General features: G+C 47.5%; 19 protein-coding genes. 10 read left to right on the forward strand and 9 right to left on the reverse strand.

Annotation, left to right across the window (positions count from 1 at the left end):
• Positions 1–2 precede the first annotated feature (2 nt).
• The gene (licTE, locus tag CP943_RS02405; protein ID WP_095292452.1) at positions 3–743 is read left to right on the forward strand and encodes a lichenysin biosynthesis thioesterase LicTE; all 741 of its coding nucleotides are present in this window, start codon (positions 3–5) and stop codon (positions 741–743) included.
• A 46-nt stretch (positions 744–789) separates the two neighbouring features.
• Here the strand turns inward: licTE and CP943_RS02410 are convergent, their stop codons facing one another.
• Positions 790–1,701 (reverse strand): DMT family transporter, encoded by a 912-nt coding sequence (locus tag CP943_RS02410; RefSeq protein ID WP_020450109.1) that lies wholly within the window; start codon positions 1,699–1,701, stop codon positions 790–792.
• Positions 1,702–1,836: 135 nt separating this feature from the next.
• On the opposite strand from CP943_RS02410, the gene CP943_RS02415 reads away from it, so the two are divergent.
• Positions 1,837–3,186: an aminotransferase-like domain-containing protein gene (locus CP943_RS02415; RefSeq protein WP_105980696.1), complete on the forward strand. Its 1,350-nt coding sequence runs from the start codon at positions 1,837–1,839 to the stop codon at positions 3,184–3,186.
• Between the two features lie 11 nt (positions 3,187–3,197).
• Here CP943_RS02415 and CP943_RS02420 read toward each other — a convergent pair whose 3' ends face one another.
• The gene (locus tag CP943_RS02420; RefSeq protein WP_020450111.1) at positions 3,198–3,878 is read right to left on the reverse strand and encodes a 4'-phosphopantetheinyl transferase family protein; all 681 of its coding nucleotides are present in this window, start codon (positions 3,876–3,878) and stop codon (positions 3,198–3,200) included.
• A 70-nt stretch (positions 3,879–3,948) separates the two neighbouring features.
• Here CP943_RS02420 and CP943_RS02425 point away from each other — a divergent pair, with 70 nt between their 5' ends.
• Together CP943_RS02425 and CP943_RS02430 are read left to right on the forward strand one after the other, a co-directional pair.
• Positions 3,949–4,764, forward strand: a complete 816-nt coding sequence (locus tag CP943_RS02425) for an alpha/beta hydrolase (protein WP_105980697.1) — start codon at positions 3,949–3,951, stop codon at positions 4,762–4,764.
• A gap of 40 nt (positions 4,765–4,804) precedes the next feature.
• Positions 4,805–5,671, forward strand: coding sequence for an AraC family transcriptional regulator (locus CP943_RS02430; protein WP_043054053.1), 867 nt, complete (start codon positions 4,805–4,807; stop codon positions 5,669–5,671).
• A gap of 27 nt (positions 5,672–5,698) precedes the next feature.
• Here CP943_RS02430 and CP943_RS02435 read toward each other — a convergent pair whose 3' ends face one another.
• On the reverse strand, positions 5,699–6,361 hold the full coding sequence (locus tag CP943_RS02435) for a YczE/YyaS/YitT family protein (RefSeq protein WP_105980698.1): 663 nt from the start codon (positions 6,359–6,361) through the stop codon (positions 5,699–5,701).
• Between the two features lie 365 nt (positions 6,362–6,726).
• Here CP943_RS02435 and CP943_RS02445 point away from each other — a divergent pair, with 365 nt between their 5' ends.
• Positions 6,727–6,915 (forward strand): hypothetical protein, encoded by a 189-nt coding sequence (locus CP943_RS02445; RefSeq protein WP_020450116.1) that lies wholly within the window; start codon positions 6,727–6,729, stop codon positions 6,913–6,915.
• Between the two features lie 8 nt (positions 6,916–6,923).
• On the opposite strand, the gene CP943_RS02450 is transcribed toward CP943_RS02445, so the two are convergent.
• A complete protein-coding gene (locus CP943_RS02450) occupies positions 6,924–7,172 on the reverse strand; it encodes a hypothetical protein (RefSeq protein ID WP_020450117.1) in 249 nt (82 codons plus the stop codon).
• Between the two features lie 237 nt (positions 7,173–7,409).
• Between CP943_RS02450 and CP943_RS02455 the strand changes: the two genes are divergently transcribed.
• On the forward strand, positions 7,410–9,071 hold the full coding sequence (locus CP943_RS02455; protein WP_020450118.1) for a pyridoxal phosphate-dependent decarboxylase family protein: 1,662 nt from the start codon (positions 7,410–7,412) through the stop codon (positions 9,069–9,071).
• A gap of 14 nt (positions 9,072–9,085) precedes the next feature.
• Entirely contained in the window at positions 9,086–10,810 is a 1,725-nt protein-coding gene (locus CP943_RS02460) for a methyl-accepting chemotaxis protein (protein WP_026580520.1), read from the forward strand.
• A gap of 39 nt (positions 10,811–10,849) precedes the next feature.
• On the opposite strand, the gene CP943_RS02465 is transcribed toward CP943_RS02460, so the two are convergent.
• The 4 genes from CP943_RS02465 to CP943_RS02480 form a co-directional block, all read right to left on the reverse strand.
• Entirely contained in the window at positions 10,850–11,593 is a 744-nt protein-coding gene (locus tag CP943_RS02465) for an amino acid ABC transporter ATP-binding protein (protein ID WP_003178866.1), read from the reverse strand.
• Positions 11,594–11,608: 15 nt separating this feature from the next.
• Positions 11,609–12,313 (reverse strand): amino acid ABC transporter permease, encoded by a 705-nt coding sequence (locus CP943_RS02470; RefSeq protein ID WP_020450121.1) that lies wholly within the window; start codon positions 12,311–12,313, stop codon positions 11,609–11,611.
• Entirely contained in the window at positions 12,300–13,106 is an 807-nt protein-coding gene (gene tcyA / locus CP943_RS02475) for a cystine ABC transporter substrate-binding lipoprotein TcyA (RefSeq protein WP_020450122.1), read from the reverse strand. Before tcyA ends, CP943_RS02470 begins: the two co-directional genes overlap by 14 nt.
• Positions 13,107–13,221: 115 nt before the next feature.
• Positions 13,222–14,634, reverse strand: a complete 1,413-nt coding sequence (locus CP943_RS02480; RefSeq protein ID WP_065643681.1) for a sigma-54 interaction domain-containing protein — start codon at positions 14,632–14,634, stop codon at positions 13,222–13,224.
• A 242-nt stretch (positions 14,635–14,876) separates the two neighbouring features.
• Between CP943_RS02480 and CP943_RS02485 the strand changes: the two genes are divergently transcribed.
• The 3 genes from CP943_RS02485 to rocF all read left to right on the forward strand — a co-directional run bounded on the left by CP943_RS02485 (position 14,877) and on the right by rocF (position 18,582).
• Positions 14,877–16,079 (forward strand): ornithine--oxo-acid transaminase, encoded by a 1,203-nt coding sequence (locus CP943_RS02485; protein ID WP_020450124.1) that lies wholly within the window; start codon positions 14,877–14,879, stop codon positions 16,077–16,079.
• Positions 16,080–16,292: 213 nt separating this feature from the next.
• On the forward strand, positions 16,293–17,696 hold the full coding sequence (locus CP943_RS02490) for an amino acid permease (RefSeq protein WP_223254835.1): 1,404 nt from the start codon (positions 16,293–16,295) through the stop codon (positions 17,694–17,696).
• Positions 17,689–18,582, forward strand: a complete 894-nt coding sequence (gene rocF, locus CP943_RS02495; RefSeq protein ID WP_020450126.1) for an arginase — start codon at positions 17,689–17,691, stop codon at positions 18,580–18,582. The genes CP943_RS02490 and rocF overlap by 8 nt, the downstream gene beginning before the upstream one ends.
• Before the next feature lie 48 nt (positions 18,583–18,630).
• Here the strand turns inward: rocF and CP943_RS02500 are convergent, their stop codons facing one another.
• A complete protein-coding gene (locus CP943_RS02500; RefSeq protein WP_025809510.1) occupies positions 18,631–19,503 on the reverse strand; it encodes a LysR family transcriptional regulator in 873 nt (290 codons plus the stop codon).
• Positions 19,504–19,615 lie beyond the last annotated feature (112 nt).

Consider the following 19,615-nt stretch of genomic DNA (forward strand, 5'->3'; position numbering starts at 1 on the left):
AAATGAACGAGATCATTAAGCAGTTTGGAGCGCCGGCAGGCGGCACGCAGTTGATCTGTTTCCCGTTTGCCGGGGGATATTCGGCATCATTCAGACCGCTTTATGAACATTTAAAAGCAGATTTTGAAGTACTGGCCATCGAACCGCCTGGACACGGAACAAATCGAATGGCGTTTGTCGACAATTTGGAAGAACTCGTCGATCTGTATATAGCGGCGCTCAAGCCGAGGCTCTCCGCTCCATTCGTACTGTTCGGCCACAGCATGGGCGGGATGGTTGTTTACAGGTTGACGCAAAAGCTTGAACAAGAAGGCATCTTTCCGGCAGCTGCGGTGATTTCAGCGATTCAGCCGCCTCATATTCAGCGGCAAAAAGTGTCTCACAAAAATGATGACGCATTTCTCGACCATCTCATCCAGCTTGGCGGAATACCCCAACAACTGAAAGATAACAGGGAAGTCATGAACTTTTTCCTGCCGTCATTCAGAGCGGACTACAGAGCGCTTGAGACGTTCTGCCATACGGATCATACGCCGCTCATGTCGCCTGTTCATATCCTGAACGGAGATCGCGATGAGAAATGCATGAAGGATGCGCATAGCTGGAAAAAGTGGGCGCGTACGATCGATTTCCACTATTTCAAAGGCGGCCATATGTATCTTTTAGCAAAAACGGAACAAGTAGCCGCGAAGATCAAAACGATTGCCGCGGCCAGCCGTAAGGAGGCCGGCCCGGCAATATAAAGAAAAACGGAAAATCGGTGTGTTGAAACAGCCGATTTTCCGTTTTTTAGCCTTTTTTCAGCCGACTTTCCGGCCTGACCATCGTCGCTCCGATCAGTCCGGCAATAATCATCCCCGTTCCTGCGAAGTGAAACCATTCAAGTGATTCTCCCAGCCATATGATCCCAGCCAAAATCGTCACCAGTGTCGCCAGATGATTAAACATGCTGATTTTCGCAGCTTCTATTTTTGAGAGAGCATAATTAGATAAAAATGATGTCGCAAACGATGACAACACGCCTAAATACAAAACCGAAAGAATAAACACCGGATCAGTGAAGGGAGCAAAAAATCCGCTCAGCGTGCCGTCTGCCATGTGACTGATCCCGGCGATGCCGTTGAAAAAGAGAAATCCCGCACCAGTGGTCACATATGTTAATTCAAGCGAATTGAAGGTGCGTGTCATCTTTCTCGCGAGCACACTGTAGCCCGCCGATGAAAGCGCCGAAAGCAAAATCAGCGCCGCCCCTCTCAAATCGGAGCTTCCGGTGCCTGCGCTTTTCATCATAAAGATGCAGGCCACCCCCGCCGCTGACAAGACGGTGAAAAAGAATTGCCGCTTCGTAAACCGTTCATTTAAAAAATAAGCGGCGAATATCATCGTAAAGATCGGGATCGCCGCTTGAATGATGCCGGCTTCAGACGAAGACGTGTAGACGAGCCCAAACACTTGAAAAGCAAAAAACATGACAGGATAAAATAAAGCTAAAGGCAGTACCTTCAGCGCATCTTTCATGCTGATGCCAATCTTTACCCATCCAAGCAGAAGGGGAAAAAGCGCGGCCAAAAAAGCGACCGTAAAGCGATGGGCCAGAATATCGACCGGATTCGCTGCAGTGAGAGCCAATTTGACAAAGAAAAAAGAAAACCCAATGATAAAAGCATAGAGCAAAGCTGCCGCATAAGCAGATTTGTTCAAAGTCGATCATCTCCGTTAAAGTATGCATGCAATACAGATATTTTACCGGCTTCTGTCATCTTATACGGAAGCGAAATCTGATACAATACAAAAAAACGGAATCTGTACCGTTACAGATTGGCGAAGGAGACGAACATGCACAAATATGTAGCGCTGATGAACGAATTGGAGGATATGATCGAAGACAAATCCTTTCAGGAAGGGGACAGGCTGCCGTCCATCCGCGAGCTGTCCGTACGCTTCAAAGTAAGCAAAAGCACGGTCATCAGGGCGTTTAGCGAGCTGGAGAGACAGCACCTCATCTACTCAGTGCCGAAAAGCGGCTATTACGTCGTGAAAAAAACGAATCAGCGACCAAATCCCGGAAAGGCTGTGATCGATTTCTCAGCATCTGCTCCTGATCCTGATGTCTTTCCATACATCGATTTTCAGCATTGCATCAATAAAGCCATTGACACATACAAAAACGATCTGTTTATCTATGGGACGCCGAAAGGTCTTCCGTCATTAATCGAGGCCATACAAAAAGAGCTTGCCAACGGCCAGGTGTTTGCGAAAGAGGAACACATTTTTATTACATCAGGCGTGCAGCAGGCCCTCGCTCTGCTCGCTTCAATGCCTTTTCCCAACCGGAAGCGGAAAATTCTGATCGAACAGCCGAGCTATCATTTACTGATTCAATACCTTGAAGTTCACGGCATACCCGCAATCGGCATCGAGAGAACCGCTGAGGGCATCGATATGGACGAGCTGGAGCAAACTTTCCAAACCGAAGACATCAAATTCTTTTATACGATGCCGAGATTCCACAATCCGCTCGGGACTTCCTATACGGAATGGGAAAAAATGGCCATCGTCAAGCTGGCGGAAAAGTATGACGTCTATATCGCCGAGGATGATTTTTTAGGAGATTTGGAGAATCATAAAAAGGCGGACCCGTTACATTATTATGACGTTTCTTCACACGTCATTTATTTGAAAAGTTTCTCCAAGATTATTTTTCCGGGTCTGCGGGTCGGAGCCGCTGTGCTGCCCGATTCTCTGACAGATGTGTTCAACCGGTACAAACAGCTGCTCGACATTGACAGTTCCATGCTGTCTCAGGCCGCTTTGGAGATCTATTTGAAGAGCGGGATGTTTGAAAAGCATAAGCAAAAGATCCGTTCTTCCTATCAAAAAAGATCATGCCTTCTGCATGATCTGCTAAAAGAATGTGCCGCGTCACTGGGGGATGTGCTTGAATTCCATCCACACGGCCATCCGGCCATCCACACCCACATCGAATTGGACCGGACGATCCCGGCGTCCCGTCTGATCAAAAGCTTACAAAAACGGAACGTCCTGCTCGAACCGGTAAACGCTCATTATATGTCGGCCTTTCCAAAAAGAAATCTATTAAAAATCAATACGTCCAATGTAAAGGAAGACGACATCCGCCGCGGCATCGACCGCTTGCGGCAAGCGGTGGAAACCGCTTATTTTTAGAGCGGAACTTTTTAAAGCGTTGACAGTTCAGCGCAGCTTTTCATCACAATGCGGTCTGGAAATTCAGGTGCGGCGGAACACACCGCCATTTTATAGCCTGGGTCAATTTCATAGGCTTGGATATAGCAAGGCGGATAGCCTGGGGGAGTTTCCACCGAAGCGCGTCCTTGTTCGTTCAGTTTGACGGAGAAGGAATCAAGCGGCAGAGACAGGCCTTTTCCCGCCTGTTTGATAAAGCTTTCTTTCATCGTCCACAAATGATAGAAATACGACAGGCGCTCTGAGTCGTCCTTTTCCATGAGATCATGGTGCTCTGAAGGAGAAAAAAACCGCTCGGCAATGTCGAAATTGATCGGCTTGATTTTTTCGACATCCACTCCGATCGGCTTGGTGCCAGCTCCGCACACGATCCAGTTTCCGGAGTGGGAAATGTTGAAATGAAAGTCGTTCAGACCTTCAGCAGCCGGTTTGCCGTACCTTCCTTCCGTAAAACGGATCTGATCGTTCGGTAAATGAAACGTTTCACTGATGATGTGCCTCGCCAGCACTTCCCCGATCAGCGTCCTGCTGGCATCTTCGGGATATCTGTATCTGCCCACTTTTTTGCGCTTTTCTTCAGACACCATGGCCATCATTCGGTTAAATTGGCCGGCTTCCGGCAGCTGATCCATATAAACGGCGTAAATCTTCATCAAATGCAACCTCTTCACATGATATTTTTTCTGCTTTCATTTTAGCAAACAGGCAGCAGGAAAGATAGGCATGATACCTGTGCAGAATGGAGTGATGAACATGATAGACGGAACATTGATAAAAGATACATACTTCGGGAGGGAGCTTTTGATCTATCTTCCTCCTTCATACGGAAGCAGTAATAACCGCTATCCGGTCCTATACGTACACGATCTGGGCGATTTGTTCGATCCGGCACACAGCGGCAGTTTGCCCTCAATCGAAAAGCTGTTTTCGAATCAGGAAGTGCCGGAATTGCTGCTGGTCGGAGTGGCTCCGAAAGACAGGGAAAGCGAATACACGCCTTTTCCCAAACCGCATTTGCTGCCGAATAAACGGGCGTACGGCGGGAAGGGCAACGAATATGCCGCTTTTTTGGCCAATCGGCTCAAGCCCTATATCGACGGGCGCTACCGAACAAATCCAAGCCGTGAACATACAGGAATCATCGGAAAGTCGTTCGGCGGATTGATCTCGGTTTACACGGCGTATTTAGCATCTAAGACATTTGGGAAAATCGGATCTTTGTCAGGGTCTTTCTGGTTTGAAGGAATGACCGAGTTTATGAAGAATAACCGCTTTGAAAATGAGCATCTGCGCATTTATATGGATGTTGGAAGCATGGAAGGAGCAGACAGGGATAATCTGCAGAAGGAGATGATACCGAGGACGAAGGAAGCCTTCAGCCTGTTAACCGAAAGCGCCGCCTTCGAAAAAGAACTGAAGTTTGTCATTGATGAAGGAGGCTCACATCGGCTTGAGAGGTTTGCGAAGCGTTTTCCGGAAGCCGTCAAATGGCTGTTCGGCTCCTGTCACAACAACGCACGGAATGACCGGAATTTCTGATTGGCATGAAGTATCGTTGTAAATGAGAGGAGCGGAAACAATGGACATTCTGAATCGTTTGGCTGAAAGCATCGATTATATTGAAAAGCATTTGGATCAGCCGCTGAAACACGAAGAAATCGCCCAAATCGCATACTGTTCGAAATTTCATTATCAGCGGATGTTCTACATGCTGACGGGTGTTACCCTTGCCGATTACATTCGGAAAAGAAGGCTGACAGTCGCCGCGCAGGAGCTGGCTGCTTCACATATAAAAGTGGTTGATGCTGCTTTTAAATACGGCTACAACACACCGGAATCATTTTCAAAGGCATTCAGCCGCCTTCACGGTATCAGCCCTTCACAGGCCCGTGAAAAAGGCAGGACGCTCAGGGCATTTCCGCGTCTATCCTTTCATATTCAAATAAAGGGAGTGGAGGATATGAATTACAAGATTGTTGAAAAAGAACCGTTTCAGGTGATCGGCAAAGCGTTGGAGGTTACGGTGAAGGATGATCAAAACAAAAAGGACATTCCGGCTTTTTGGAACGAATTAAATCACAACGGCTTTACCGATTCTTTAAAGCCGGATATCGGCCCGCTCGGCTTCCTTGGCGTCTGCATGGATTTTAATGATCAAGCTGATACGTTCCATTATGTCATCGGGGTCGAAAAAACATCCGCTGACACGCCTGCCGGCTGTGTCGAGAAACCGATTCCCGCCGCAACTTGGGCCGTATTTGAAGCCGTCGGCCCCGTCAATTCGGCTGTTCAAGCCACATGGGAAAGAATCTTCTCAGAATGGTTTCCGGCGACAGGCTATGAATTGGCAAACGCTCCGCAATTTGAATCCTATCCTAAGGACGGGAATATTATGGCGCAAGACCATATCACCGAAATTTGGATACCGGTGGTAAAACAGAAATAATCTGAACGAGAAAAACGGATGAAACGCTCATCCGTTTTTTTTCAGCGACATATGTACAGGCTTGGCAGCTCTGATGCGCCTTCCTGTCATAGCTGTTTTTAAAAACTGTTTGGACTGAGGCAAAGAAAACCGCAAAATCAGGCCTGTTAAAATGGCGGTTAAAACAGTGCCGATGCCGATCGGCCCGCCGAGCAGCCAGCCGATCAGTAAAATCGTCAGCTCCATTCCGTTGCGGACCCACTGAACGTTCCAGCCCGTTTTCTCGGAAATCAAAAGCATCAGGGAGTCGCGCGGACCCGCACCAAGATCTGCCGACACATAAATGCCGACTCCGTAACCGATAAAAATGACGCCGATCACGAATACGACAGTGCTTGAAATATACGTTTCCGGGTCTGGAAGAATATAAGTAAAGAAATCTATAAAAATACCGATTAACAGCATATTAAGCACGGCGCCGATTTTCGGCCATGCTTTTGTAAATAAGGACGTTAAACCTACGATAACCGCCCCGACAATAATCGCCCATTGGCCGACTGTAAGGCCCAAAAGCATATACAACCCGTAGTGAAATGCATCCCAAGGACCGATGCCGAGCACTTTCCCTTCAATCGTAAGAGAAACCCCAAAAGACAAAACAATCAATCCGACAAAATAAAAAAGCCAGCGCAAAACAAGTTCCCGCTTCAATGGATTCCCCTCTTTTCAAAAAAACAATCGATTGTCATTGTATCACATTCTTCAGAACGGATAAATGCGGATTTCGGAATGCGGCTCTTCAATTTACATAATTATGATTATATTCCAATTGATGAAAATGATGTATGATAGCTGTAGAGATACATTTTCCATTGTGGAGGGGAGAAATTCAGAGTCTGATAAGGGTCCTGGACCCTTTTGTTTCTTTCGAGGAAGCATCATCTGCCAGTTCTATTCGACAGAGCCAATGGGCGAACCGAGCGCTTGGGCCGTTCTTGTAGGCTGGCTCTTTGCTGTCATTGCGGTTCAGCAGTTTGCAGGGAAAAAACAGCAGATGTTATGAAAAAAGGAGGGGAATGGCGTTGATTTTTTTAGTAAGGCTGATCTGTCTTTCCGTTTTAGCCTGTCTCGCACTGTTGCTTATATTGAACTATGCACCTTTTCTGGCGATGCCCGTTTGGATTGCTTTGATCATTGCCTTGATCGTCTGTCTGTATCTTGCCTTTAAAGAGGAAACGAAGGAATGGAGAAGACGAAAGCACTAAGTTTTTCTTCAGCGTTTTTTCTTGAATGAAAGAACATTTGCCAAAACGAAATAGATGATGGCCGTCCCGGACACAAACAAAAAAAATTCTTTCCACTCTCTTGCCGTCATGTATACAAAGCGGCAGATCTCGAGATGTTCATCCAAGTAAAAAGCCTGGGTATATGCGCTGACTATCATGCCGGTAAAGACGAATAGGCCGACCATATTGAGCAGCATTCTCATACTGAATGTTTTTTTCTCATTTTCTTGTTTCATTTTAAAGAAATCCTTTCCAATATGAATTTATCATTCTATTGTACGGAAATAGCGCTCAAATGTTTCGAAAACTTCTTAATATATCGTTAAGAAGTTTTTTTATTTAAAAGAAAATGTAAAAGATTAAACAATTTCATGAACTTTTTGAGCGAAGGCCTAAAAATATAGGAATATTATACCGATATGGCAAGTGAAAACTTTTTCCGAAATATTAAAGACAAGGCAGGAGAGAAAATCATGCAGCAACGCAATACACCGGATGTACAGAAATGGTTTCCGAGCGAGGACGGAAATGAAGCGAAAAGACATGAATTCCTATCATTGATCGAACAGCTGATCGAGGGAGTGGACGAGCTGAAAAATCCAGATCAGGTCAACCTTGGCGGCGAGAAGAACCGTGAGGGCTTCTTTTATGAAAAGCTGGTCGCAGAGAGCCGGATTCCGCACGAAGGTGCGCCGATGAAAGAGGTCAACGAAGAGCTGTTGAAGCTGTTGCACGGCCATCCGTATCATACCAAATACTTTTTCACAAACATTCTGCCGATGGCGAGCATCCCGGGGATATTAGGCATGCTTACGGCGTTCATGGTCAATGGGAACAACCTGTGGGATGTGTACGGTCCAGCCGGAGCGGAGGCGGAAGTGAAAGTTACGGCGATGATGTCAAAGCTTGCGGGGTATGATGCCGAAACAAGCGGAGGCTACACGACGTGGGGAGGACAAGGTGCGGTATACAGCGGCCTCAGAATCGCGATTGCCAAAATGGCGCCGTCATCGCTGAAAGAAGGGGTTCCCGGCAATTTCTACGCGTTTTGTTCTGAAGCGGCTCATTACAGCTTGTATAAGTCAATGGAAGCCGCAGGACTCGGGAGCGATCATTTAATTAAAGTCAAAACAAATCTCGACCATTCCATGGATACGGAAGATTTGCGGGCGAAGCTTAGACAAGTCTGCGAAGCCGGGGGGATTCCCGTTTATATCGTAGCTACAACAGGAACGACAGATGCGATCGGCATCGATGATGTGAGCGCTGTCCGCCGTGCGGCTGAAGAAACGGCGAAAAGTTTCGGGCTGCCGGTTCCGCATATCCACGCCGATTCCGCCCTGGGAGGATTTTTTGCCTTTTTTAATGAGTACGATCTGAATGAGAACGCTTTATCCTTCAGTCCCGGTGTTCTCAGCATGATCAAGCCGATTCAGGAAAAAATGAGGCATCTGCACGCAGCCGATTCGCTTTGTTTTGATTTTCAGAAGCTCGGACAGACGCCTTATGTGACGAGCCTGTTTCTTGTGAAAGATCGCAATGACTTAAAACGGATCGATCTGGATCCTGATGAGACGCCGTATGTCGGCCACCGCGGCTATGGGGACTACCATACGGGCTACACGCTGGAATGTTCGCGCATGGCCAGTTCGATCAGTATGTACAGCGCGTTGATGGCATTTGGCTATGAAGGCTATCAAAAGCTGCTCGGACAGTTTCTTGAAGTCAACCTGCATTTTAGGGAACAGCTTTCTCAGCAGATTCCGGAGGCCGATATTGTGAACCCGGACAACTTCGGCATGTCTACGCTGTTTCGCATTTATCCTGAAGGTGCCCCTAGATTTGAAGACGAAATTTCGGGAGCATGCACCATTCAAGAGCTGGAAAGAAACAATGCTCTCACTGAAAAACTATTTGAAAAGCTCGGAACAAAAAGGGACAAGATGTTTTTTGGCGATACGAAAAAGCACTTGCTTGTGAAATCCTGTGAAGGGACTGAGATACCGCTTTGCGTCAGCAAATTTTTCGTCATTTCTCCGTATACCATGCCTGAACATGTCCCGGGAATTATCGATTATTTAAAAGAAAATATTGAGGAAGTCTGCCGGGAGCATGGATCTCTCATGACAAATTAAAGGGGATATAGACGATGAAAACGTTGAAGAAAAAGCTAACAGAACACATTTCAGTCAAAATTATGATTGGCGTCGCCTTAGTGCTTTTAATCACGATCGCATCATTTTCAGCTGTGTTTACTTATATCAGCAAAGACTTGTCAGAGCAGCTGAGACAGCAGTTCCAAAACCGTCTTTATACCGATATTCATCTTGCTGAAAACCAAATCAAACGTCTGGACGGGAATCCGCTTGAAATCGATTCTGCGGACAATCCGCTTTACAAGCAGACAAAAATGGCTGTGGACAGCCTGAAAAAGAAAAACAATCTTGAAAATATCTATATCCTTTCCAATGAGGGCGGGAAGGAGCGGATTCTCGTGCTGTCGGATACGTCCGATGATTTCGGCACGGATTACAGTTTTTCTCCTGAAATGAAAGAAGCCTTAACGACAAACAAAGAGACGGTAAGCGACGTGTATGAGGATGAATACGGCATTCACCAGTCGATTTTTCAGCCGCTTGAGAACAGCTCCGGCGAAAAGGTGGGAATTTTGGGGATCGATCTTGATGCTTCCGTGATTCCGGCGACGGCTGCAAAAGCGAAGTGGTATACAATTGCGATCGCAGCATTTGTCTTGCTGCTCGGAATGGCCATGGCCTATTTTCTCGGTTCTTTTATCGCGAAGCCGATCAGGCAGCTGATGAAGGCATCAGAAAAAATTGCCGACGGCGATCTGTCGGCCGACATTTCTGTCAAGAGCCGTGATGAAGCCGGAAAGCTTGCCGAATCGTTCAAGCGGATGAGCGAAAATTTACAACAATTGATTGGACAAATTTCAGCTTCCTCTGAAGAGGTATCCAAGACGAGTCTCCAGCTGAAAAATGTATCGGCTGAATCGAGCGAAAGCGCGGCCCAGGTGGCTGAATCGATGAACAGCATGAGCGAGGGGATCAACGAAGTGGTCTCGTCCGTTTCGGATTGCCACACATCGGCTGCCGAAATCGATCATCAGCTTACACACGTCACAGAAGAAGTGAACGAGATGAAGAACGTTGCCGAAGGCGTCAGCAAGGATTCCAAGACCGGACAGGAGCTTGTCGAAGAAACATTGCGGCAGACCCAGACGATTAAAAACGTGATGGAAGAGTCCAAACAAGCAGCAGCAGAGATGCAAAACCATACCGAAGAAATTGAAAAAGTCATCGGAATGATTTCCTCTATTGCCGAACAGACGAATTTGCTGGCGCTCAATGCTTCAATTGAAGCCGCCCGGGTCGGTGAAGAAGGCCAGGGCTTTGCTGTTGTAGCGGGAGAAGTCAGAAAGCTTTCTGAACGCTCGGCAGATGCCGCTTTATCCGTTTCCCAGCTTGTGGCGGGCACGCAGGAGAGCAGCCGGCTTGTCATGGAACGCATTCAGGAAGGAAACGCAGCGGTTGACAAAGGGCAAATATTAATCAATGGCACATACGAGAACTTTTCAGGAATTTTTAAGGGGATTTCTCAATTTGCCAAACGGACCGATCAGTTGCTTCAGTCTTTGTTAAAAGTCGAAAAATCGTATCAAAACATTTCGGCTGCGATGGAGCAGATTTCCGCCGTTACCGAAGAGCAGGCGGCAGGTTCTGAGGAAGTCGCGGCAGCAGCGGAGCAGCAAAGCGCCGGCATGCAGGAAATCGCATCGGCCATTCAGCAGCTCTCCGCTTTGTCGGAAGAATTGAATCAAGCGGCATCCAAGTTTAAACTGGCCGCAGAATAAAAAAGAACAGCCTGATCTCTCTGGATCAGGCTGTTTTGTTTATACAGGATTCAAAATCCGGTTTAAAAACTGTTTTGTTCGTTCTTCCTTAGGGGCTGAGAAAATTTGTTCAGGCGGACCCTGTTCGACGATGACGCCGCCGTCGATAAAGACGACTTCGTCTGCGACATCCTGCGCGAATTTGATTTCGTGGGTGACGACAACCATCGTCCAGCCCTCATTTGCAAGGTCTTTCATGACTTTCAGCACTTCACCGACCAGCTCGGGGTCAAGCGCCGATGTGGGCTCGTCAAAAAGCATCAGTTCTGGCTTGATGGCCAGAGCACGGGCGATCCCGACGCGCTGCTGCTGTCCCCCGGAAAGCTGGAATGGATAAAGGTCCATTTTGTCTTCTAGGCCGACCTTTTGCAGAAGCTGAACGGCTTCCTTTTTGACTTCTTCTTTATTGCGCTTTTGCACTTTTACCGGCCCTTCCATCACATTTTCAAGCACGGTGCGGTGCGGGAACAGGTGATAGGCCTGAAACACCATTCCCGACTTTCTCCGCAGTCGAAGGAGGTCAGCCGGTTTATTTTTCTTGGAAAAATCGATGGTAAAATCGTCAAAAGAAAGAATGCCGCGGTTCGGAATTTCCAAAGCGTTCAGGCAGCGAAGCAGCGTCGTCTTGCCGGAACCGGAAGGCCCTAAGATGGCGATCACTTTTCCTTTTTCGATGTTCAGGTCGATTTTTTTTAAGATCTCGTTTTCGCCGAAGGATTTATTCAGCCCTTTGATCGCAAGCATTGTCTATTTCCCTCCTTACCTGGCCACATACCGGTCCAATCGCCGTTCAATCTGCTGCTGAACAAGCGCGAGAACAAAGCAGATGATCCAATAGATGAATGCGGCTTCCATATAAATGATTAAAATTTGGTCTAGATTGCTGGCCCCGATTTCCTGGGCTTTCCGGAATAATTCAGCAACAAGAATTTGTGACGCAAGCGATGTGTCTTTAACCAAGCTGATGAATGTATTGGATAATGGCGGAATCGACACGCGTACAGCCTGCGGCAGGATGACCCTGGTAAGGGCCGTTTTTTGAGTCATTCCAATCGAATAAGCCGCTTCCCACTGCCCTTTCGGAACGGAAAGGATGGAAGCCCTGATGATTTCCGAAGCATATGCGCCGACATTTAATGAAAAGGCAATGATCGCGCTCGGAAACGGGTCAATCGTGATTTGAAATGCTGGAAACAAGTAAAAAATAATGAATAGCTGAACGAGCAGCGGCGTTCCGCGGATCGCTGAGACATAAATGCCGAAAACCGCTCTTAAAATGCGGGATTTGGACATTCTCGCCAGCGCCGTGATCAATGCGATGATCATACCGAATATAAAAGAGAGAATGGCAAGGGGAATCGAGTAATAGATTCCCCTTAAAAAGATCGGCCAAAATGATTCACGCACAAGATCCCAGGGGATCGCCGCGCCGATGGCCGCCGCTTGTATATTATTTAGAAACATCTTCGCCAAACCATTTCTTCGCTATTTTCGCGAGTGTGCCATCCTCTTTCATGTCTTTCAGCGCGGAGTTGACCTTGTCAACCAGCTCGCCGCTTCCTTTGCGGAAAGCAAAATGCGTAGTTTGCGGCTCGCCTGTTTCAAAAGCGACTTTCAGGTTTTTGTTTCCTGATGTCTTCAAATAGTTCAGCACCGCCAGTTTATCGTTAAAGGTGAGGTCGACACGGCCCTGCTGAATCAACTGAAACGCTTGAGCCATTCCTTCCACGCCTTCGATTTCAGCGCCGGCGTTTTTCGCAAGGTCATTATAGTTGCTTGTCAAAGATTGTGCAGCTTTTTTCCCTTTGACGTCCCCTTCAGCTTTTATATCGTTGTTGTCCGCTTTTGTGACAACGACGGCTTGGGAAGTTGTATATGAATCGGAAAAATCATACTGATTTTCACGGTCTTTTTTCCCGACTTGGTTGGCAACGACGTCAAAACGCTTGGAGTTGAGGCCGGCAAACATGCTGTCCCACTGCGTTTCTTTAAATTCAGCTTTCAGGTTGAGGCGCTTGGCGACTTCCTGCATCACTTCGACATCATAACCTGTTAATTGATCTGTTTTTTTATCGTGGAATGTAAATGGTTCGTACGTTCCTTCAGTACCGACGGTCAAAACGCCTTTATCTTTAATTGAAGACCAGAGGCTGTCGCCTGCTGCGTTTTTATCCTTGGAATTGTCCCCTGACGCGCCGCATGCGGCCATCACGGTGATCAACAGCGTCAGTAATACAGCGAATATTGCTTTCTTCATTTTATTCCCCACTTTTCTGATTGGATTTAGTTGATATGATTGTACTTAACGGTCTTACAAAAGTAAAGCATAAACCTTTTTTAGTATGAGTCAAGAAATTCGTTTTTAGTGATAATCATTCTGATTCCTGATCAAAACGGATCTTCCATTTTTTAAGCCTGTATTGCAGGCTCTGCCTGCTGATCCCCAGAACCCGCGCCGCTTGGGACACATTGTAATTGCATTTTTTAACGGTTTTTTGAATATAATACTTTTCGGCATTCTCGATTTGTTCCTTCAAAGGAGCTGCCGAGACGGAAGGAAGCGGGGCGAACAGATCATAGCCCTGCTGCGGCAGCTGCTTTTTTGCCGCTGGTTTTGTCCTGTATTGCAATGGAAGGTGCGTGAGCTCGAGTTTGTCTTCGTAAGACATCAAATTCATGGCGCCTTCAATTAAATGTTCAAGTTCTCTGACGTTTCCCGGCCAATCATATGAAAGCAGAAACCGCTGCACCTCTTCTTCAAAACCTTTGACCTCCATTTGGAACAATGCGTTGTATTTGTCGATAAAATGCTGGGTGAGCGGCATGATATCTTCCTTTCGATCTTTTAATGGAGGAATGAACAAGGTGACGACACTCAGCCTGTAATACAAATCTTTTCGCAGTCTTTGCCCGCTGACCGCGTCGACTGGATCTTCGTTCATCGTCGCGATGATCCTGACATCGATCGGAGTATCCTTCGAAGCGCCGATCCGCCTGATCGTTTTTTCTTGAATCGCGCGCAAAAGCTTTGCCTGCAAGCTGAAGTCCAAAGAATTGATCTCGTCAAGGAGAAGTGTGCCGCCGTCTGCTTGTTCGAAAAGACCCGGGCGATCGACGGCACCCGTGAATGCGCCTTTGGCCGTACCGAATAAAAGGCCTTCAACGAGGCTTTCCGGGAGGGCTGCGCAGTTTTGTGAGATGAATGGGCCAGTCGACCGCTGGCTTCCGTTATGTATACTTTGGGCGAACAGTTCTTTTCCGGTTCCGGTGTCGCCGACGATGAGAATGGAGGAAGAGGTCCGGGTCGCCCGCTTTGCATGTTCAATGACTTCCTTGAACACCGGGCTGACGCCGATCAGACTGTCAAACGTATACTTTGTGTTTTCTGTTTTGTTCATATTTTCTCTGATCAGCCGTTCAAGCTTTGTGACATCTTTGGCAATCTCAACCGCTCCTTTCGTATTCCCGTTTTCCATAATGGGAAACGTATGATTGACGGTCGTAATTTCCTGGCCCTTGTTATTGAAGTAGGTCTGCTTGACGTTTTTGTTCGTTTTCCCGTGATGCAGCGCCTGCAGGAGAGTGCTGTCATATTGGCTGGCAAAGGTAAACACGTCCAGCACGTTTTTGCCGAGCACATCGTTGACATCCATCCCTTCAATCTGGCTCATTTTTTTGTTATAGACAACAGATGTGCCGTTTTCGTCGACGACATGCAAGCCGATATCGATTTCATCTATAATTCTTTGAAAAATAAGCTTGAGTAAATCATAATTCTTCAGCAAGTGACATCCCCCTTTGTTCGTAACTGTCTCTCCATTGTAAGTGAAGATTTGATAAGGGTGCAAAAAAATATGCATTTATTTTTGCACCTTTGAATAAAAACCGCAAAATTTTTTGCGAATTATACATGCAATGTTCTGAAAATTTGCGGTTTTAAGATTGGCACGATCCTTGCATATAAAATAGTGTGAAACAAAATACGACATCTGGCATGTATGTCCAAAAATAAGAAGGAGGAATCAGAATGACGGTTCTATCAAAGTCCGAGAAAATTATGAAGCAAACCGCACATTTTGGCGCGAATAACTATCATCCTCTGCCGATCGTGATTTCTGAAGCGGAAGGCGCGTGGGTGAAAGATCCGGAAGGCAACCGATACATGGATATGCTGAGCGCTTATTCCGCAGTGAATCAAGGGCACAGGCATCCGAAAATCATCCAGGCGTTAAAAGATCAGGCCGACAAAATCACCTTGACGTCGAGAGCTTTTCACAATGACCAGCTTGGTCCTTTCTATGAAAAGGTCGCTTCATTAACGGGGAAAGATATGGTTCTGCCGATGAACACCGGAGCGGAAGCGGTTGAGTCCGCGATTAAAGCAGCCCGGCGCTGGGCTTATGATGTAAAAGGCGTTCCGGACAATAAGGCTGAAATTATCGCATGTGTAGGCAATTTTCACGGCCGGACGATGCTGGCTGTGTCGCTTTCATCAGAAGAAGAGTATAAACGCGGTTTCGGGCCGATGCTTCCTGGCATCAAGCTGATTCCATACGGGGATCTGGAGGCGCTGAAACAGGCGATCACACCGAATACGGCCGCTTTCTTAATTGAGCCGATTCAGGGTGAAGCGGGTATTGTCATTCCGCCGGAAGGCTTTTTGAAACAGGCTGCAGAAGTCTGTAAAGAACGCAATGTCTTGTTTATCGCTGACGAAATACAGTCAGGGCTTGCACGAACAGGCAAAATGTTCGCCTCTGATTGGGAGGATGTCACACCGGACATGTACATTTTAGGAAAAGCGCTCGGAGGCGGCGTGTTCCCAATATCGTGTATTGCTGCAAACAGAGATGTGCTTGGCGTGTTTAATCCCGGCTCACACGGGTCGACTTTTGGAGGGAACCCGCTTGCATGCGCCGTATCGATCGCCGCCCTTGAAGTGTTGGAAGATGAGCGGCTCGCTGAACGGTCGCTGGAGCTCGGGGAATATTTTAAAGAGAAGCTCTCGCAAATCGATAATCCAAAAATCAAAGAAGTGCGCGGCAGAGGGCTGTTCATTGGGGTTGAGCTGACCGAGGCGGCGCGTCCGTATTGCGAGCGTTTGAAAGAAGAAGGCCTGCTCTGCAAAGAAACGCATGAAACGGTGATTCGCTTTGCGCCTCCTCTTGTTATTTCAAATGAGGATTTGGATTGGGCGATTGAAAAGATTACCCGTGTTTTGTCGAAGTAAAGCGGACGGCTGAACAATAAGGGGATTGTTCAGCCCGTTTTTTCGCCGCATGTGCGAAGTTTGTCAAAAATTGAAATATCAGGAAAATGTTCAGAAGATTTAAAAAATAGTCTATATGTCATAGGGGGAGATGACATTAGGGAGAATGGAAGCGGAAGGGGTGAAGGCGGTTTGAACCATGAAAACCGTGAACAATATACACTGAAAAGAACGATGAAATCACGCCATTTGTTTATGATCTCGCTTGGCGGCGTCATCGGAACCGGCTTTTTTCTTGGAACAGGATATACGATCAATGAAGCCGGGCCGATCGGCGCGATTCTTTCTTATTTAGCGGGCGGAATGATCATGTATTTTACGATGCTTTGCCTCGGGGAGCTCGCAGTGGCAATGCCGGTTTCAGGCTCTTTTCAGACGTACGCGACAAAATTTATCGGGCCTGCCACAGGATTTGCCGTCGGCTGGATCTACTGGCTCGGCTGGTCGGTTACGGTTGCTTTGGAATTTCTGTCGGCGGGGCAGCTGATGAAAAGGTGGTTTCCCGATGTCGGCGTCTGGATATGGTGTTTGATTTTCGGTCTGCTGCTTTTTTCGCTTAACGCGCTATCGGCGAAAGCCTTCGGGGAATCGGAATTTTGGCTGTCCGGCATTAAAATTATCGTCATCCTTCTGTTTATTATCCTCGGCGGAGGCGCGATGTTCGGATTTATCGATATGAAAGACGGACAGGCTGCACCGTTCTTTTCCAATCTGATTGGAGACGGAATTTTTCCAAACGGATTCGGCGCGATCTTTATCACGATGATCACCGTCAACTTTGCCTTTCAAGGGACAGAGCTGATCGGGATCGCGGCGGGGGAAAGCGAAAATCCGGAAAAAACGGTGCCCCGCTCCATCAAACAGACGGTCTGGCGGACACTCGTGTTTTTCGGCCTGTCCGTATTTGTCCTGGCGGGGTTGATTCCATGGGAAAAAGCGGGGGTTGTTGAAAGCCCGTTCGTTGTCGTATTTGAACAAATTGGCATTCCGTATGCCGCCGATCTGATGAACTTTGTTATTTTAATTGCTTTATTATCGGTGGCGAATTCGGGTTTGTACGCATCGACGAGGATGCTTTACTCCCTTGCGAAAGAAGGAATGGCCGCTCAGGCTTTAAGCCGGGTCAATAAAAGAGGGATCCCGATGAATGCGCTGTGGATCACGCTCGGTTTTGCGGGTTTGTCCCTCGTCTCAAGCGTAGTTGCCGCGGAAACGCTCTACATCTGGCTTCTGTCTCTAGCCGGTTTAAGCGCACAAGTCGGCTGGATCACGATTACGGTATCACAGCTGCTATTTCGCAGAAGATATGTTAAAGAAGGCGGTAAGGTTGAAGACTTGAAATTTAAAACGCCTCTTTACCCTTATTTGCCGCTGACGGGATTTATTTTAAACAGCGCCGTCCTTGTGAGCCTTGCCTTTGATTCAGAGCAGAGGATGGCATTGTACTGCGGGATTTTGTTCATGTCGGCCTGCTACTTTGTTTATCACGTATTTGTGAAAAAACGCCAGGGTCTTGAGCGACAAGAAGCATTGATCTATCAAAACAAAACAAACGATGAGGTGGTTATTGATGAATAAGCAAGTTTCTCTGATTGGAATGCCGATGGACTTGGGACAGGCGCGGCGCGGTGTGGATATGGGACCGAGCGCGATTCGCTACGCTCATATCGTGGAACGTCTGACCGAGCTTGGCTATGATATCGATGATCTGGGCGATGTGCCGATCAATCGGGATCAGCCAAAAGGAGACGAAGGGCTGAAAAATTTAGTTTCCGTACTCGAAGGAAACCGCAAGCTGGCTGATATCGTCGACAATGTCATCGAGCAGCGCCGCTTCCCGCTCGTGTTGGGCGGAGACCACAGCATAGCCATCGGGACATTGGCGGGGGTAGCCAAGCATTATCAACAACTCGGCGTGATTTGGTATGACGCACACGGCGACTTAAATACGCTGGAGACATCGCCGTCAGGCAACATCCACGGTATGCCGCTGGCGGTAAGTCTCGGTGTCGGCCACGAAAAGCTGGTCAACCTTCACGGCTATACGCCGAAAGTCAAGCCGGAGCATGTCGTCATCATTGGTGCGCGCTCGCTTGATGAAGGAGAGCGCAAATATATCCGTGAAACCGGCATGAAAGTCTACACCATGCACGAAATCGACAGGCTTGGCATGACGAAGGTGATAGAGGAAACGATCGAGTATCTGTCAGCAAATTGCGACGGCATTCATCTGAGCCTCGATCTGGACGGTCTTGATCCGAGCGACGCTCCGGGAGTCGGCACCCCTGTCGTCGGAGGCATCAGCTACAGGGAAAGCCATTTGGCGATGGAAATGCTTTATGACGCAGATATCATTACTTCTGCCGAGTTTGTTGAAGTCAACCCGATACTTGATCATAAAAATAAAACCGGTGAGGCGGCCGTCGAACTGATCGAATCGCTGTTAGGGAAGAAGCTGCTATAACCAATGAAAAGGAGAAGGCATCGGCATGATGCCTTTTCTTTTTTATTATCAAAATAAAGCCAAAAACTCTCTTACGGGCTTCGGCAGAAAACTGCCGGCCCGCCAAACGACAGATGGCTGCAGAATAAACGGATTGTCTTGAATCTCCAATGTCTGAACATGACGCGCAAAATGCGCCGGCAGCATGGACAGCGGCAGAATCGTTGCTCCGAATCCCGAGGTGACAAGGCTGAGGAGCGTTGTAGAATCATGGCACTCACAGACGACCCTCGGCTCAAGGTCCAATGAGTGAAAGTGATGGACGACCTCATCATAAATCCCTTTTCCGTGCGACGGTCTGAGCAGAATCAGCGGCAGACCGGCAATTTCTTTCATTCCGGCTTCCCCTTTTAAGCCATGCGACTGATTCCCCGGAAGAACGAGCTTGCATGGGACCTCCGGCAGGCTCTTTGCTTCGATATTTTTGCTGTGGAAAGGCGTTGTCGTGACCGCCGCATCGATCTGCCGGTTTTCCAAGAGCCCGCTCAGCCGTGAAGGCTCACCTTCCCAAATGTTAAACATTAAATTCGGGTACATTTCCCTGATCTTCGAGACTTTTGAGAGCAATAGAGCCGCACAGTAAATCGTTGAACCGACGGCAAGGGTTCCGTTGACTTCTTCACGCAGCTCCCGAACCTCCAAGATGGAATCCTCAAGCTTGTGCAGGATTTCTTTTGCTCTTTTCAAAAACACTTCTCCTTCATAGGTCAGCGTCAGGTTTTTCTTTTTGTTCCGGTCAAATAAAACGACTCCGAGCTCCTCTTCCATCTGCTTCAACTGTCTGGAGAGGGGCGGCTGGGCGATATGAAGCCGTTTCGCCGCCGTTGTAATCTTTCCTTCCTGTGCGATCGTAACAAAGTACTTTAACTGGCGAATATCCATTTTCTCGGCACTCCTTTTTATACCTTTAAAGTATTATATATAGATTTAACAGATATTTTCAATATGGTAAATAGAGGCGTATCATTTTAACTGAAGCACCAAGAGGGAAAGG

Origin of the sequence: Bacillus paralicheniformis (assembly GCF_002993925.1) — a bacterium.
Taxonomy (GTDB): domain Bacteria; phylum Bacillota; class Bacilli; order Bacillales; family Bacillaceae; genus Bacillus; species Bacillus paralicheniformis.

Coding starts and splice junctions, on each gene's coding strand:
- licTE (WP_095292452.1), top strand. CDS start 3: ATGAACGAGATCATTAAGCAGTTTGGAGCGCCGGCAGGCGGCACGCAG.
- CP943_RS02415 (WP_105980696.1), top strand. CDS start 1,837: ATGCACAAATATGTAGCGCTGATGAACGAATTGGAGGATATGATCGAA.
- CP943_RS02420 (WP_020450111.1), bottom strand. CDS start 3,878: ATGAAGATTTACGCCGTTTATATGGATCAGCTGCCGGAAGCCGGCCAA.
- CP943_RS02425 (WP_105980697.1), top strand. CDS start 3,949: ATGATACCTGTGCAGAATGGAGTGATGAACATGATAGACGGAACATTG.
- CP943_RS02430 (WP_043054053.1), top strand. CDS start 4,805: ATGGACATTCTGAATCGTTTGGCTGAAAGCATCGATTATATTGAAAAG.
- CP943_RS02445 (WP_020450116.1), top strand. CDS start 6,727: ATGGCGTTGATTTTTTTAGTAAGGCTGATCTGTCTTTCCGTTTTAGCC.
- CP943_RS02450 (WP_020450117.1), bottom strand. CDS start 7,172: ATGAAACAAGAAAATGAGAAAAAAACATTCAGTATGAGAATGCTGCTC.
- CP943_RS02455 (WP_020450118.1), top strand. CDS start 7,410: ATGCAGCAACGCAATACACCGGATGTACAGAAATGGTTTCCGAGCGAG.
- CP943_RS02460 (WP_026580520.1), top strand. CDS start 9,086: ATGAAAACGTTGAAGAAAAAGCTAACAGAACACATTTCAGTCAAAATT.
- CP943_RS02465 (WP_003178866.1), bottom strand. CDS start 11,593: ATGCTTGCGATCAAAGGGCTGAATAAATCCTTCGGCGAAAACGAGATC.
- CP943_RS02470 (WP_020450121.1), bottom strand. CDS start 12,313: ATGTTTCTAAATAATATACAAGCGGCGGCCATCGGCGCGGCGATCCCC.
- tcyA (WP_020450122.1), bottom strand. CDS start 13,106: ATGAAGAAAGCAATATTCGCTGTATTACTGACGCTGTTGATCACCGTG.
- CP943_RS02485 (WP_020450124.1), top strand. CDS start 14,877: ATGACGGTTCTATCAAAGTCCGAGAAAATTATGAAGCAAACCGCACAT.
- CP943_RS02490 (WP_223254835.1), top strand. CDS start 16,293: ATGAAATCACGCCATTTGTTTATGATCTCGCTTGGCGGCGTCATCGGA.
- rocF (WP_020450126.1), top strand. CDS start 17,689: ATGAATAAGCAAGTTTCTCTGATTGGAATGCCGATGGACTTGGGACAG.
- CP943_RS02500 (WP_025809510.1), bottom strand. CDS start 19,503: ATGGATATTCGCCAGTTAAAGTACTTTGTTACGATCGCACAGGAAGGA.